Below are 15,853 nucleotides of genomic sequence, written 5' to 3' on the forward strand. Positions count from 1 at the left end.
ACCTCTTACTGCGCTTGCACGCGAAGCTCTGCCGCAGAACGGCTGCGGTGACCCAGCAACGCTTTCACATCACTCGATTTTGGTTTAACCAGGGTAAATTTCGATGCCCAGGCCGGCCAGTCGGCCAGGATTTCTTCCCCGCGATGGGAGCCGGTCAACTGGACATGTTCGGTAATCAGGCCGCGCAGGTGTTCTTCATGGATGGCCAATTGCTCCACGTCCAGCACTTCCACCAGTTCGTGATTCACCCGCTTGCGGAAATCGCCTTCTTCGTCGAGGACATACGCGAAGCCGCCGGTCATGCCCGCGCCGAAATTGACGCCTGTACGGCCCAGCACGCAGACGATGCCGCCGGTCATATATTCACATCCGTTGTCGCCGATGCCCTCCACCACGGTGATGGCGCCGGAGTTACGCACCGCAAAGCGCTCGCCGGCGCGGCCGGCGGCAAACAGTTTGCCGCCGGTGGCGCCGTACAGGCAGGTATTGCCGATAATGGTGGCTTCATGGCTGCGAAACGCCGAGCCCACCGGCGGACGGATAACGATACTGCCGCCGGCCATGCCTTTGCCGACATAATCGTTGGCGTCGCCGGTCAGGGTCAGCTCCACGCCGCCCGCGTTCCACACGCCGAAACTCTGGCCCGCGGTGCCGGTGAAAAAGGCCTTGATCGGATCGGCGGATAAGCCCTGGTCGCCGTGCTGCGCGGCAATGGCGCCGGACAACGAGGCGCCCACCGAGCGATCGGTGTTATGGATATCGTAATAAAACGTCTTGCTCTGGCGCAGCTCCACATGGGGCATGGCCTGTTCGACCAGGGTTTTGTTCATCAGTCCCTTGTCGAACGGCGGATTGCTGCTTTCCGTGCAATACAGCGCCTTGCCCGGATGCGGGGTGGCGGTTTTCAGCAGCGGCGACAGGTCCAGCTTATGCTGCTTGGCGGAAATGCCGTCCAGCTCCAGCAGTAAATCGGTGCGGCCGATAAGATCCACCAGCCGGGTCACGCCCAGCTCCGCCATGATTTCGCGGGTCTCCCGAGCGATAAAACGGAAGTAGTTGGTCACCAGTTCCGGCAGGCCGTGATAATGATCGCGGCGCAGCTTTTCATCCTGGGTGGCCACGCCGGTGGCGCAGTTGTTCAAATGGCAGATGCGCAGGTATTTACAGCCCAGCGCCACCATCGGACCGGTGCCGAAGCCGAAGCTCTCCGCGCCCAGGATCGCCGCCTTGATGATGTCCTGGCCGGTTTTCAGGCCGCCGTCCACCTGCAGGCGTATCTTATGGCGCAGGCCATTGGCCACCAGCGCCTGCTGGGTTTCCACCAGGCCCAGTTCCCACGGGCAACCGGCATATTTTACCGACGACAGCGGGCTGGCGCCGGTGCCGCCGTCGTAGCCGGCGATGGTGATTAAATCCGCATAGGCCTTCGCCACGCCGGTGGCAATGGTGCCCACGCCGGGCTCGGAAACCAGTTTGACCGAAATCAGCGCCTTTGGATTGACCTGTTTTAAATCGAAAATCAGCTGCGCCAGATCCTCGATGGAATAAATATCATGATGCGGCGGCGGGGAAATCAGCGTCACGCCGGGCACCGAATAACGCAGCTTGGCGATATACGGGGTCACCTTATCGCCCGGCAGCTGGCCGCCTTCGCCCGGCTTGGCGCCCTGCGCCACCTTGATTTGGATAACATCGGCGTTGACCAGGTAGGCCGGCGTGACGCCGAAGCGCCCGGAGGCGACCTGTTTGATGCGCGAGACCTTATTGGTGCCGTAGCGGACCGGGTCTTCGCCGCCTTCGCCGGAATTGGAGAAGCCGCCCAGGCTGTTCATGGCCTGCGCCAGCGATTCATGGGCTTCCGGGCTGAGGGCGCCGATGGACATGGCGGCGGTGTCAAAACGTTTGAACAGGTTTTCCGCCGGCTCCACCTGGTCCAGGGACACGGCGTTGCCGTCGGGCTTGATGGCCAGCAGGTCGCGCAGCATGGCGATGGGACGTTCGTTGACCAGCTTGGCGTACTGCTGGTATTCGCCGTACTCGCCGCTTTGCACCGCCCGCTGCAGGGTCTTGACCACGTCCGGGTTGTAGGCGTGGTATTCGCCGCCGTGGACATACTTCAGCAGGCCGCCCTGATCCAGCGGTTTGCGTTTCAGCCAGGCGCGTTTGGAGAGGTTCAGCAAATCTTGTTCAAATTCACTGAAGCTGGCGCCGCCGATGCGGCTGACCACGCCCTGGAAACACAGATCCGTCAGTTCGCGGTGCAGGCCGACGGCCTCAAACAGCTTGGAACAGCGGTACGACGCCACGGTGGAGATGCCCATCTTGGACATGATCTTGTACAGGCCCTTATTGATGCCGTTACGGTAGTTCAGCATCACGGTACGGTAATCTTTTTCGATGGTGCCGCTGTCGATCATGGCCGCCAGGGTTTCATAGGCCAGGTACGGATAGATGGCCGTGGCGCCAAAGCCGATCAGCACCGCAAAATGATGCGGGTCGCGGGTGCTGGCGGTTTCCACGATCAGGTTGGCGTCGCAGCGCAGGTTTTTTTCCACCAGGCGGGTATGGATGGCGCCCACCGCCATCGGCGCGGGCACCGGCAGCCGGGTGGGGGAAATGGCCCGATCGGTCAGCACCAGCAGCACCGTGCCCTGGCGCACTTTCTCTTCCGCGTCGTCGCACAGCTTGAGCAGCGTCTCGTGCATATTGCGCTCGCTGGGATCGTAGGTGATATCCAGCTTGTCGGCGCGGTAATGATGCTCTTCCTGGGTGGTCAACTGGGTAAAATCGGAGTAGAGCAGGATCGGCGATTTAAACGCCAGCCGGAACGCCTGGCCTTCCGCTTCGCAGAACACGTTCATTTCCCGGCCGATACAGGTGGCCAGCGACATGACGTGGGCTTCGCGCAGCGAGTCGATGGGGGGGTTGGTCACCTGGGCGAACTGCTGGCGGAAATAATCGTAAATTACGCGCGGGCGGCTCGACAGCACGGCAAAGGGGGTATCGTCGCCCATGGAGCCGGTGGCTTCCTGGCCGTTTTCGCCCAGTACGCGCAGAATGGCGTCCAGCTCCTCATTGGAATAGCCGAACTGCTTCTGGTAGGTTTCCAGCAGGGTATTGTCCAGCTCGCGGTGACCGACCTGATCGTCGGACAACTCCTCAAACGGCGTCAGGCGGCGCACGTTCTTTTCCATCCATTCTTTATAGGGATGGCGGCTTTTCAGGTCGTTATCGGTTTCCGCCGAGTGCAGGATACGCCCGTTGCGGGTATCGATCACCATCAGCTCGCCCGGTCCGACGCGGCCTTTTTCCACCACTTCGTCGGGTTGGTAATCCCAGATGCCCACTTCGGAGGCGCAGGTGATAAGCTTATCGGTGGTGATGACATAACGCGCCGGGCGCAGGCCGTTGCGGTCCAGGTTACAGGCGGCGAAACGGCCGTCGGACATCACCAGCCCCGCCGGTCCGTCCCAGGGTTCCATGTGCATGGAGTTAAAATCGAAAAAGGCGCGCAGCTCCGGGTCCATATTGGGATTGTTCTGCCAGGCCGGCGGCACCAGCAGGCGCATGGCGCGGATCAGGTCCATGCCGCCGCTCAGGAACAGCTCGAGCATATTATCCAGCGAACTGGAGTCGGAGCCGGTTTCGTTAACGAACGGCGCGGCGTCCTGCAAATCCGGGATTAGCGGCGTCTTCAGCTTATAGGCGCGCGCCCGCGCCCACTGCCGGTTGCCGGTGATGGTATTGATTTCGCCGTTGTGCGCCAGGTAGCGAAACGGCTGCGCCAGCGGCCAGCGCGGCACGGTATTGGTGGAGAAGCGCTGGTGGAACAGGCAAATGGCCGATTCCAGCCGCAGGTCCGCCAGATCCAGGTAAAAGCGCGGCAGGTCCGCCGGCATGCACAGGCCTTTATAAATGGTCACCAGATTGGAGAGGCTGCAGACGTAAAAACTGTCGTCGGCCACGCGCTTTTCGATACGGCGGCGCGCCACGTACAGGCGGCGTTCCATATCACGGGGACGCCAACCCGCCGGTGCGTTGACAAAAATCTGCTCGATACGGGGCAGCGAGGAGAGTGCGATTTCACCCAGCACATCGGGATTGATGGGAACCTCGCGCCAGCCGACTATCGACAGCGTTTCGTTTTGCAGTTCCTCTTCGACAATCCGGCGGCTGGCGCGGGCTTCGTCTTCATCGCGGCTCAGGAATATCATGCCGACGGCGTAGTTTTTAGCCAGCCGCCAGCCGCGCTCCAGCGCCACCATCTGATAGAAGCGATCGGGTTTTTGCAACAGCAGACCGCAGCCGTCGCCGGTCTTGCCGTCGGCCAGGATGGCGCCACGATGCTGCATACGGGCCAGCGCATGAATAGCGGTTCGGACCACCTTGTGGCTGGGCTCGCCTTCTATATGGGCAATCAGGCCGAAGCCGCAGTTGTCCTTCTCTTGGGATTCATCGTACAACATATCGTGGACCTCCCCAGGCTCCAGGTGACTCTCACAACCTACTGCGAGGAGGCGTATCCGTATTGAGCGGCAGCGGATTAAACGTCCTGCTGTTCCACTCTCTCCAGGTAACCTCATCGTGGCGGTCTTTGCTCGTGATAAACGACTTGCTTTAAGAAGGAGTCTTCATAACTGCATAACTATGACGAGTCGTTAACCCGTCCAGAATTCTTCCAGCGGCCTTCCAAATTAACGATAAACACCACGCAGGTCAAATCCCGCTAGAAAGGGGCTTAAATCGCCTGAAAACACTATTAACCAATTGATAATAATCTAATTAAAGCCGGTTTGACCGTCGTCTGGGCGGCGGGAGCGGCCGGTGCCGATATGCGCTGTCTCACTGTAGTGCAGCGCTAGTATCTCTGCACCATGCTAGTGCCAGGACCCATAACAGCAGGATCTGCTGGCTAGCGTGTTTTCTGGCGTGTATGGCTCTGTTTTGTCGCGATAGTGACATTATGAATGATTCGCCGGGAGAAAATAAGAAATTTTAATCGATGAGAATTGATTTTATTCTCACCTTCTTTGCATAAATATGCGATGCGGCCGGCGACGGCGATGGGTATTGATCGATATCATCACGGCCGGCGGGCAAACCGGCTAGTCTGGACGACCTCAACCGGCCGGGATAACCAGAATATGCAGTTGCTGCAGGTAGTCAATATGTTTGGCGGCGATCTTCTGCGCCGCTACGGCCAGAAAGTGTATAAACTCTCGCTGCACGGGGGGTTTAGCTGTCCCAACCGCGACGGCACCCTCGGGCGCGGGGGCTGCACGTTTTGCAATGTCGCCTCTTTTGCCGACGAACAAAGCCAGTTCCGCAGCGTCGGCGAGCAGGTAGCCGGCCAGGCGCGCAACGCCGACCGGGCCAAACGCTACCTGGCCTATTTTCAGGCCTATACCAGTACTTATGCAGAAGTGAGGGTTTTAGACCGTCTCTACCGCGAGGCGCTCGCGCAGGCCGATATCGTCGGCATCTGCGTCGGCACCCGTCCGGATTGCGCGCCGCCCGAGGTATTGGACTTGCTGGCCGGCTACCAGCGCCAGGGGTATGAGGTCTGGCTGGAACTGGGGCTGCAAAGCGCGCAGGATAAAACCCTGCGCCGTATCAACCGCGGTCATGATTTTGCCTGTTATCGCCATACCGTGGCGGCGGCGCGGGCGCGGGGCCTGCGCGTGTGCACGCACCTGATTGTCGGCTTGCCGGGCGAGGGGGCGGCGGAATGCCTGTCCACCCTCGATCGGGTGTTGGCGGCGGGCGTCGACGGCCTGAAGCTGCATCCGCTGCTGCTGGTCGAGGGCAGCGTGATGGCCAGGGCCTGGCGGGCGGGGCGTCTTGCCGCGCTAAGCCTGGAGGACTATACCGCCATTGCCGGCGAGATGATCCGCCATACCCCCGCGCAGGTGATTTTCCACCGTATTAGCGCCAGCGCCCGTCCGCCGACCCTGCTTGCACCTTTGTGGTGCGCCAATCACTGGAACGGGATGAATGCGCTGTATAATGACCTCAAGGCGCAGGGCGGCCAGGGCAGCGCCCTGGGCATGCCGTTCCTGCCCGGGGCCTGACCGCCTGATCCCCCCGCGACGTCACCTACGGCATCGTTTTTTACGGTATGATTGACGGCATCGTCACCCAAGGAAACCGCTATGAAGCAAATCCGCCTGCTGGCGCAATATTACGTCGACCTGATGGTCAAGTTGGGGCTGGTCCGTTTTTCGCTGCTGCTGGCGTCGGCGCTGGTGGTGCTGGCCATGATTGTGCAGATGGCCGTGACCATGCTGCTGCGCGGCGAGGTTGAAAGCATCGACGTGGTGCGCTCGATCTTTTTCGGTCTGCTGATCACGCCCTGGGCGGTGTATTTTCTCTCGGTGGTGGTTGAGCAACTGGAGGAATCCCGCCAGCGGCTGGCGCGGCTGGTGGATAAACTGGAGGAAATGCGCAACCGCGACCTGCAGCTCAACCAGCAGTTGCAGGACAATATCGCGCATTTGAACCAGGAGATTGCCGATCGCGAGAAGGCGGAGGACGCCCGCCAGCGCGCCATGGATAAACTGACCGAGGAGATGGCCCGGCGCGAACAGGCGCAAATCGAGCTGGAACAGCAGTCGTCGCTGCTGCGCTCTTTCCTGGACGCCTCGCCCGACCTGGTGTACTACCGCAATGAAAACAAGGAATTTTCCGGCTGCAACCGCGCGACGGAATTGTTGGTGGGAAAAAGCGAGAAGCAGCTGGTAGGCTTGACCCCACGCGATGTGTATGCGCCGGATATCGCGGAAAAAGTGATCGAAACCGATGAGAAGGTGTTCCGCCATAATGTCTCGCTGACCTACGAGCAGTGGCTGGTCTATCCCGACGGACGCAAGGCCTGTTTTGAACTGCGCAAGGTGCCTTTTTACGACCGGGTGGGCAAACGACACGGCCTGATGGGTTTCGGCCGCGATATAACCGAGCGTAAGCGCTACCAGGACGCGCTGGAGAACGCCAGCAGGGAGAAGACCACCTTTATCTCAACGATCAGCCACGAGCTGCGTACGCCGCTTAACGGCATCGTCGGCTTAAGCCGCATCCTGCTCGATACCCAATTGGATCAGGAGCAGCTCAATTACCTGAAGACCATTCACGTCAGCGCCATCACCCTCGGCAATATCTTCAACGATATTATCGAAATGGATAAACTGGAGCGGCGCAAGGTGCAGTTGGATAACCAGCCGATGGATTTCAACGCCTTCCTGACCGATTTGGAGAACCTGTCCGGCCTTTTGGTGCAGCCCAAGGGGCTGACGCTGGTGATGCAGCCCTGCGCGCCGCTGCCGGACGCCATTCTTGCCGACGGCACCCGCCTGCGCCAGATCCTGTGGAATCTGATTGGCAACGCGGTGAAATTTACCCGCAGCGGTGAAATTATTATTCGCGTCCGGCGCGAAAAAGACGATCTGCTGTGCTTTGACGTGGAGGATTCCGGTATCGGCATTCCCGAGGACGAGCAGGACAAGATTTTCGCCATGTATTACCAGGTCAAGGATCAGAACGGCGGCAAGCCCGCCACCGGCACCGGCATCGGCCTTGCGGTGTCAAAACGCCTGGCGCAGGCCATGGGCGGCGATATCCAGGTAAAAAGCCAGCCGGGCAAAGGCTCGTGTTTCAGCTTGTCCATCACGGCGCCGGAAGTGCGGCCTGAGCCGAAGGACGACGAAGATGACCTGCCGCTGCCGGCGCTCAACGTACTGCTGGTGGAGGACATTGAGCTGAATGTGGTGGTGGCGCGTTCGGTGCTGGAAAAACTGGGCAGCAGCGTGGATGTGGCGATGACCGGCCGCGACGCGCTGGAGATGTTTGATCCCGATGAATATGACCTGGTGCTGCTGGATATCCAGTTGCCGGATATGACCGGGCTGGATATCTCCCGCGAGCTGCGCCGGCGCTACGCCGGGCGGGATTTGCCGCCGCTGATCGCCCTGACCGCCAACGTACTGAAAAACAAACAGGAGTACCTCGATGCCGGCATGGATGATGTGCTGAGCAAGCCGCTGGCGGTATCGGCCCTGACCGAGGTCATCCAGCGCTTCTGGGATCATCCCGGCGATCGGCCCGCCGACGCGGAGGATGCCGCCGGAGCGCCGGCGGCGCAGGCCATACTGGACACCGCGATGCTGGAGCAGTATCTGGACCTGGTGGGACCGTCCCTGATATACCAGGGCCTGGAGATGTTCGAGAAGATGATGCCGGGGTATATGACCCTGCTGTCGACCAATATGACCGCGCGCGATCGGCACGGCATCGCCGAGGAAGGCCATAAGATCAAAGGCGCCGCCGGCTCCATCGGCCTGCTGCACCTGCAGCAGTTGGCCCAGCAGATCCAATCGCCGGAACTGCCGGCCTGGTGGGATAACGTGCAGGAGTGGGTGGACGAACTGGGGCAGGAGTGGCGTAACGATGTGCAGACGCTGCGGGAGTGGGTACGTAAGGCTGAAAAAAAATGACCCCGACCTAGGCCGGGGTGCGCGAAGATTGCGCCAACACCAGGGAAACTGTTACCCGCCCATTCTCAGGTGTTGTTGGTTGGCGGGGTGGTAAAATTCGTTAAGCGTTAATTATCAACATAGCAAAAGAACGCTGTAATGTTACAAGAACCATTAAAATTTGGGATGTAGAATAGACTTTGTCAATAGAAATAATATTTTCACCGGCCTGATGGAAGCGAGGATATTTATGAAACGCGTTGGCGTCGTTTTAAGCGGATGTGGCGTGAATGACGGTAGTGAAATTCACGAAGCGGTACTGACGTTACTGGCCCTGGACCGCGCTGGGGCGCAGGCGGTGTGTTTTGCGCCGGATAAACTCCAGGCCCATGTTATTAATCATTTTTCCGGCGAAGAAATGACCGAAAAACGCAATGTCCTGGTTGAATCCGCGCGTATCGCGCGCGGCCAGATACGTCCGTTGGCGGAGGCGCGCGCCGATGAGCTGGACGCGCTGATCGTGCCGGGTGGATTCGGCGCCGTGCTGAACCTGAGCGATATCGCCGGCAAAGGGAACGAGGGCGACGTGGATGCCGATTTGCGTCGTCTGACGCAGGAAATACATAAACAACGTAAAGCAATCGGTTTTATTTGCATCGCCCCGGCGCTGTTGCCGAAACTGATTGATACGCCGCTGCGGTTAACCATCGGCACGGATAACGATACCGCGGAAATGATCGAAGACATGGGGGGCATCCATGTGGTGTGCCCGGTGGATGATATTGTGGTCGATGCCGACAATAAAGTGATCACCACGCCCGGCTATATGCTGGCCACCTCCATCACCGAGGCGGCGAAGGGCATCGATAAACTGGTGGCGCGGGTACTGGAATTCACCGCATGAGGATCGCAGGCGGCCGGTTTTCCGCATGGCGCGCGGCGAAATGGCTGCTGGCGGGGTGCGCTGCGCTTGTCGGCGCGTGGCTGGCGGCGGTGGTGCTGTTTGCTTTTCTGCCGGTGCCCTTTTCGGCGGTGATGATGGAACGGCAACTGGGCGCCTGGCTGCACGGCGATTTTGCCTATGTCGCCCATTCCGACTGGGTCGGCATGAGCGATATTTCGCCGAACATGGCGCTGGCGGTGATTGCGGCCGAGGACCAGAAGTTCGCCCGGCATTGGGGATTTGATATCGACGCCATCCAGGCGGCCGCGGCGCATAATGAACGCAGCCAGCGGATGCGCGGCGCGTCCACCATTTCCCAGCAGACGGCGAAGAACCTGCTGTTATGGAACGGACGCAGCTGGACGCGCAAGGGGCTGGAAGCCGGTATTACCCTGGCCATGGAAGGACTCTGGACCAAACGGCGTATTCTGACGGTATATCTGAATATCGCCGAATTTGGCGAGGGGACCTTTGGCGTGGAAGCGGCGGCGCAGCGTTTTTTCCACAAGCCCGCCAGCCGGTTGACCGCTGCGGAAGCGGCGTTGCTGGCGGCGGTATTGCCGAATCCGCTGCTTTTTCGCGCCAATGCCCCGTCGCGTTATGTGCAGATGCGCCAGCAATGGATCATGCGCCAGATGCGCCAGATGGGGGGAGAGGACTACCTGAGGGAAAATCGCCTGCGCTGAGCGCCAGGGGAAAGGGCGGGCGGGAGAACCCGCCCCGCTATTTATTTGATATAGGTAAACGCGGTGGTGACGTGCTTGACGCCGCTGACCTGGCTGGCGGTTTGCGCCGCCGCCTTACCCTCTTCATTGGTCACCAGTCCCAGCAAAAAGACTTCGCCATTCTCGGTGGTCACTTTGACATTGGATGATTTCACCGCATCGCTGGCCAGCAGCTGCGAGCGGATCTTGGTGGTGATCCAGGTATCCATCGAGGCGCGTCCCAGGCTGACCGGCTGCCCCAGGCGAATTTCGTTATACACTTCCGTGGCGCCGTCCACGCCTACCACGATTTGTTTGGCCCGATTGGCCAGTTCCGCCGTGGGCGCCTGGCCGGTCAACAACACCTTGCCCTGGTAGGCGGTGGCCACAATACGCGCTTCTTTCTTGATCTGCGCGTCTTTGGCCAGGGCGTTGCCGACGCGGGCTTCCAGCGTGCCGTCATCGACCTGGGTGCCTACCGTGCGGGGATCGGTGGCGGTTTTCGTTGCCACCGCCGCGCTGCCGACGACCACCGCACCGACACATCCCTGCAGCAATAGGGCGGTGAACAGCAGTACAAAGGGGAAACGAACCTTCATGTAAGCTCCTTAATCGTCCTGGTGAGGAAACAATGAATTGTCAATAAGATCGCACAGGCAATTAACCGTCAGCATATGCATCTCCTGTATGCGCGCGCTGCGGTGTGAAGGAATACGGATTTCAACGTCCTGCTGCCCGAGCAGGCCGGCCAGTTCGCCGCCGTCGTAACCGGTCAGGGCGATAATGGTCATATCGCGCGTTACCGCCGCCTCCACCGCCTTCACAATATCACGGCTATTGCCCCGGGTGGAAATGGCGAGCAGGATATCGCCGGCCTGGCCGAGCGCCCGCACCTGCTTGGCATAGATTTCCTGATGCAGGCGGTCGTTGGCGATAGCGGTCAGCACTACGCTGTCGGCGTTTAACGCCACGGCCGGCAGGCTTGGCCGCTCGGTTTCATAACGGTTGATCATGCTGGCGGCGAAATGCTGCGCGTTGGCGGCGGATGTCCCGTTGCCGCAGCACAGGATTTTATTGCCGCTGAGCAGCGCTTGCACCAAGGCCGTGGCGGCGCGGGAGATGGCGTCGGGCAAGGCTTCCGCCGCCGCGATTTGGGTTTGGATACTTTCTGTAAAACAACCTTTGATTCTTTCCAGCACGGTAGTTAAGCCTAATCTGTGATAAATGAAGTAGCGGTTATCCCGCTGCGCCGAAGGCGTTTACCAGCCATTCTACGCGGCAACCGGTAATGGCCAGGACATCGAAACGGCAAGAGGATGTTTCCAGGCTTTCGCCCCGACGCGCCAGCCAGACCGCCGCCGCCAGCAATAACCGGCGCTGCTTGCGGAAGGTGACGCTTTCAGCGGCGCTGCCGAATGCGTTATTACGGCGATAACGCACTTCGACGAATACCCAGGCGCGGGATTCCCGCATGATTAAATCGATTTCGCCGCCGCGCACCCGCATATTGGCGGCGACGAAGCGCATGCCAGCGTTTTCCAGATACCGGCGCGCCAGATATTCCGCCCGCGCGCCGGACCGCTGCCGGTTTAGAGTGCCTGTACCAGTTTTCCCTGTTGGTATTTCAGCCAAGATAGCTTCCTGTTGATGACACAATCCGGTGTCGCCGAGAGCTGGCCGGTTTCGCCCGCCACCTGGAAGCCTGGGATCTGGCGCATTTCGGAGAAATGGTTAACCAGCGTCCAGGCGTCCATGCCCATGGCGTACAGCCTCACCAGTGAATAATCTTCCTTGAACTGCGCGCTGGTCTGTTGCAATAGTCCGGGATTGGCGCCCGCCAGCAGCGGGATATCGCTGAATTCCAGCCCTTCCATTTCCAGGCGGTAGTCCGGGCCGGCCTCGGCCTGGTAGCTGCGCGAACTGGCATACAGGCCCAGGCGCGAGCGCGAGCTGGTGCGCATGTCGATCATGGGCTTGATCAGCGCCAGCTCGGACGGGGTGGCGATAATATACACCGCGTCGACGCCGCCGCCGGCGGAAGGCGAGATCGCCGCATCGCTTGGCGGCGCCGGGATGGTCAGACCGGCAATGGTCACTGACTGCGGTTCCGACGGCGCCGCGGTGGATACCGGCTGGCCGGAAAGCTGGATGCCGGCGCCGCTGTTGATGGCCTGTTTCAGCTCGCCGACGGAACCGATCCGCTGCTCAAGCACGGTGCCGCCGCCGGCTTTGGTCCAGGCCTCGGCAAAGGCCTTGACGACGCGATCGCCCAGCGACCCACGCGGCACCAGCAATAACGGCTGTTGCCGGTGCTGCTGGAAGATATGGTTGGCGGCGTCGCGGGCTTCATCTTCCGGCGAGAGGGAGAAATAGCAGATATTCGCCCGGTTCTGCAGATGCTCGGGCTGGTTGAGGGCCAGGATATTCATCGTGCTCTGGCTGCTGTAGAGTTGTTCCACCTCATTTTTCAGCAGCGGCCCGACAATGAGGGTGGCGCCATCCTGCTGCGCCTGTGCCAGCAGCGCCGGCAGCGGCTGGCTGGAAGTATCATAGACCTTCACTTGCGCATTGCTTGCCGGTCCGGCGGCAACGGGCGCGGCCGCCGGCTGCGGCGCGGCGGTAACGGCGGTGGCGGCGTCGGCCGGCGCGGTGACCGCCTGCGAGGTTTGGCCCGCGGAGGCATCGGTGGGCGGCACCGGGGCGGCGGCCGTATTCAGGCCGTTTTTCGCGGCGTTGAATCCCTGCTGGATGGCATTGGAAAACACCTGGGCCTGGCCGTTCATCGGCAGGAACAGGGCGATTTGCCCGACCGACGAGGGCTGGTAGTTCAGGACCTGGTTGAGCTGGGTCGGCAGGGTCTTGGCCGCCGGGTTCTGCGGATAACGGGTCTGCCAATCCTTGATGCCGGCTTTCAGCAGGGCGGGATCCTGTTTATTGTCCTGGTAGACATGCAGCAGATCCAGCCAGCCCTGGAGAACATTTTCATTGGCGTTAATCACCAGGCTTGCCTGCGGCTGGGCTGAAAAGGCCAGCAGGGCTTGCCAGGTCTGGTCGATATTTTGCTGATGCGCCGCCGGGTCGGCCAACAGCGGCTCCTGGGCAATATAGGCGCGCAGCAAATCCAGCGACGGCTGTTGGCCGGCGCCCGCGGCAATACGCACCTGCAGGAAGCGCGCCTGTTGCTCCTGGGAAAGCTGGCCGGGGTCGAGTTTTTGCAGCGCGGCGGTTGCGTCCTGCGGCCGTTTTTGCGCGACGGCAAGCTCGGCGGACAGCAAAAGCTGCTCGCGCTGTTGGACATCGGTCATCGCTTGGGGTAGCGTGCCGAGCAACTGCTGCGCCCGATCGGTCTTGCCTTCGCCGATCAGGGCGTGAATGGCGAGTAATTGAAAGTCGGTCTTGCTATTATCATTGCCCGCCTGCTGCATTTGCTGCAGGTAATAATCGGCGTTGGCGCCGGCATTGGCGCCGGGCTTGGCCTGGCCGCCGCCGGCAGGGGCCTGCGGCGCCTGGCTGGAACACGCGGCGAGGATCAGCGCAGCCAGCACGACGGGTAGAACACGCCCTGTTTTAAAACCCATGACATATGAGTAAAGCATTCTGTATCCAGTGATGTTTTTTTCAAGATGCTCAATATTAAATCGGCAATCCGGATGAGACAATGAATCAACACCAACAAGCAGATATTTCCGCATCAACGCTTTATGTGGTACCGACTCCCATTGGTAATCTGGAAGACATCACCCAGCGGGCGCTGTCGACACTCCAGCGGGTCGACTTGATTGCTGCTGAAGATACCCGTCATACCGGCCTATTGTTACAACATTTTGCCATAAATGCGCGCCTGTTCGCGTTACATGATCATAACGAACAGCAAAAAGCGGATGTTTTGCTGGCAAAGCTGCAGGAAGGACTGAGTATCGCACTTGTCTGCGACGCTGGCACGCCGTTGATCAACGATCCGGGCTATCATTTGGTCCGCCGCTGCCGCGAGGCGGGTATCCGGGTGGTGCCGCTGCCGGGTCCCTGTGCGGCCATTACCGCGCTGTCCGCCGCCGGCCTGCCTTCCGATCGCTTCTGCTACGAGGGTTTCCTGCCGGCGAAGCGCAAAGGCCGCCAGGATACGCTGCTGGCCCTGGAACAGGAACCGCGCACCCTTATCTTCTACGAATCCACCCATCGGCTGCTGGAGAGCCTGCAGGATATGGTCACCGTATGGGGGCCGGCGCGCTACGTGGTGCTGGCGCGCGAGCTGACCAAGACATGGGAAAGCATCTACGGCGCGCCGGTGGGCGAACTCCTGGCCTGGGTCGGCGAGGATGAGCATCGCGCGCGCGGCGAAATGGTGCTGATCGTCGAAGGTTTCCAGGTCAAGGACGACGCCCTGCCGCCGGAGGCGCTGCGTACGCTCGGCCTGCTGCAAAAGGAGCTGCCGCTGAATAAAGCCGCCGCCCTGGCCGCCGAAATCCACGGTGTGAAAAAAAATGCCCTTTATCGTTATGCCCTGGACCAGCTTGGGGATGACAATTGATCGAAAAGCTTTTATACTCCGCGCCGGAGTTGACCAGACAATCGCCGCTTGACCGACCTTCCTTCGGGAAGCAACGTCATGGGGAGGAAAGTCCGGGCTCCATAGGGCAGGGTGCCAGGTAACGCCTGGGGGGTGCAAACCCACGACAAGTGCAACAGAGAGCAAACCGCCGATGGCCCGCGCAAGCGGGATCAGGTAAGGGTGAAAGGGTGCGGTAAGAGCGCACCGCGCGGCTGGCAACAGTTTGCGGCATGGTAAACTCCACCCGGAGCAAGGCCAAATAGGGGTTCACAAGGTACGGCCCGTACTGAACCCGGGTAGGCTGCTTGAGCCAGCGCGCGAGCGCTGGCCTAGATGAATGATTGTCCTCGACAGAACCCGGCTTACCGGTCAACTCTATTATCGCGTTAGCCCCATGCTTATTTATGGCATGGGGTTTTTTTTTGCCCGGCAACCCCCCTTCGCGTTTATTCCGCCAGGTCGATCAATAACGCCCGCAGCGGCGTTTGCGCCTGTAGCCGGACGCGGCGCTCATTGTGGATAAAAGCGCCGTCGCCGCAGGTCAGCAAGGTGGGATTGGCGGTGTCCTCGCGGTGAGCGGGGCTATCTGTCGCCGGGTTATCGATGTGAATCGTGCCATGCACCGATTGCAGGTAAGCGCGCGATCCCCTTAATTCCAAGGTCAGGCTTTGGCCCGCCGCCAGTTCCACGTGATGTATCCAGGCCTGTTGACGCAATTGGAGGCTGCCGCCTTCGCCATCCGGCGAGGCCAGCAGCAAATGGGGCTGGTCGGGTATCGCCAGGCGCTGGACCGCGGCGTTTTCCCGCGTCGGGCAGGCGTCCATCCACAGTTGCAGCCGGGTCAGCGGCGTCGAACCGGTGTTTTGTTCGCTATAGGTGACGCCGTTGCGTGCCGACAGCAGCAGGGCGTCGCCGGTGGCGGCCTGGATATGGCGGCCCTCGCTGTCGCGGTATTCCGCCTGTCCCTGAAGGATCAGGTTAAGAATATCCACCTGCGGATAGGCGCGCGGCTGAAAGGCGGCGCCGACCGCCAGCACCTCCTGGTTCAGCACGCGCAGGGAAGCGTAGCCGAGCATCTTGGGATCGAAAAAATGGCCGAAGGAAAAGGTGTAACGCGCCTGGAGCCAGCCGTAGTCGGCATGGCCGCATTGTTTTGCCGTTCTGAATGTAATCATGGCTCTGTCTGCTTATT

General features: G+C 60.5%; 11 protein-coding genes and 1 other RNA gene. 6 read left to right on the top strand and 6 right to left on the bottom strand.

Features of this window, described 5'->3' with window-relative positions; translation table 11 throughout:
• Positions 1–5 precede the first annotated feature (5 nt).
• Positions 6–4,466, bottom strand: coding sequence for a glutamate synthase large subunit (gene gltB, locus ACL2XN_RS20820; RefSeq protein WP_410013374.1), 4,461 nt, complete (start codon positions 4,464–4,466; stop codon positions 6–8).
• 678 nt (positions 4,467–5,144) lie between these two features.
• Here gltB and ACL2XN_RS20825 point away from each other — a divergent pair.
• The 4 genes from ACL2XN_RS20825 to mtgA all read left to right on the top strand — a co-directional run bounded on the left by ACL2XN_RS20825 (position 5,145) and on the right by mtgA (position 10,094).
• Complete coding sequence (locus tag ACL2XN_RS20825) at positions 5,145–6,071, top strand: TIGR01212 family radical SAM protein (RefSeq protein ID WP_413723500.1); 927 nt, start codon at positions 5,145–5,147, stop codon at positions 6,069–6,071.
• A gap of 81 nt (positions 6,072–6,152) precedes the next feature.
• A complete protein-coding gene (gene arcB, locus ACL2XN_RS20830; protein ID WP_413721522.1) occupies positions 6,153–8,486 on the top strand; it encodes an aerobic respiration two-component sensor histidine kinase ArcB in 2,334 nt (777 codons plus the stop codon).
• 229 nt (positions 8,487–8,715) lie between these two features.
• The gene (gene elbB, locus ACL2XN_RS20835; protein ID WP_410013377.1) at positions 8,716–9,369 is read left to right on the top strand and encodes an isoprenoid biosynthesis glyoxalase ElbB; all 654 of its coding nucleotides are present in this window, start codon (positions 8,716–8,718) and stop codon (positions 9,367–9,369) included.
• Positions 9,366–10,094, top strand: a complete 729-nt coding sequence (mtgA, locus tag ACL2XN_RS20840; protein ID WP_410013378.1) for a monofunctional biosynthetic peptidoglycan transglycosylase — start codon at positions 9,366–9,368, stop codon at positions 10,092–10,094. The genes elbB and mtgA overlap by 4 nt, the downstream gene beginning before the upstream one ends.
• A 41-nt stretch (positions 10,095–10,135) precedes the next feature.
• Here mtgA and dolP read toward each other — a convergent pair whose 3' ends face one another.
• The 4 genes from dolP to ACL2XN_RS20860 are packed head-to-tail and all read right to left on the bottom strand — an operon-like array spanning position 10,136 to position 13,708.
• Positions 10,136–10,711, bottom strand: a complete 576-nt coding sequence (gene dolP, locus ACL2XN_RS20845) for a division/outer membrane stress-associated lipid-binding lipoprotein (RefSeq protein WP_413721520.1) — start codon at positions 10,709–10,711, stop codon at positions 10,136–10,138.
• 9 nt (positions 10,712–10,720) lie between these two features.
• A complete protein-coding gene (gene diaA, locus ACL2XN_RS20850; RefSeq protein ID WP_162366285.1) occupies positions 10,721–11,311 on the bottom strand; it encodes a DnaA initiator-associating protein DiaA in 591 nt (196 codons plus the stop codon).
• A gap of 37 nt (positions 11,312–11,348) precedes the next feature.
• Positions 11,349–11,744, bottom strand: a complete 396-nt coding sequence (locus ACL2XN_RS20855) for a YraN family protein (protein ID WP_413721519.1) — start codon at positions 11,742–11,744, stop codon at positions 11,349–11,351.
• On the bottom strand, positions 11,702–13,708 hold the full coding sequence (locus tag ACL2XN_RS20860) for a penicillin-binding protein activator (RefSeq protein ID WP_413729368.1): 2,007 nt from the start codon (positions 13,706–13,708) through the stop codon (positions 11,702–11,704). The genes ACL2XN_RS20855 and ACL2XN_RS20860 overlap by 43 nt, the downstream gene beginning before the upstream one ends.
• 62 nt (positions 13,709–13,770) lie before the next feature.
• Here ACL2XN_RS20860 and rsmI point away from each other — a divergent pair, with 62 nt between their 5' ends.
• Positions 13,771–14,640, top strand: coding sequence for a 16S rRNA (cytidine(1402)-2'-O)-methyltransferase (rsmI, locus tag ACL2XN_RS20865; protein ID WP_413721517.1), 870 nt, complete (start codon positions 13,771–13,773; stop codon positions 14,638–14,640).
• 25 nt (positions 14,641–14,665) lie between these two features.
• Positions 14,666–15,042: RNase P RNA component class A (gene rnpB, locus ACL2XN_RS20870), an RNA gene on the top strand.
• A gap of 65 nt (positions 15,043–15,107) precedes the next feature.
• Here rnpB and ACL2XN_RS20875 read toward each other — a convergent pair.
• Positions 15,108–15,836 carry a pirin family protein gene (locus ACL2XN_RS20875; RefSeq protein ID WP_410013384.1) on the bottom strand — a complete coding sequence of 243 codons (729 nt, stop codon included), beginning with the start codon at positions 15,834–15,836 and terminating at the stop codon, positions 15,108–15,110.
• Between the last annotated feature and the right edge of the window lie 17 nt (positions 15,837–15,853).

The sequence above is a fragment of the Sodalis sp. RH22 genome, from assembly GCF_047324165.1.
In the GTDB taxonomy this organism is placed as follows: domain Bacteria; phylum Pseudomonadota; class Gammaproteobacteria; order Enterobacterales; family Enterobacteriaceae; genus Acerihabitans.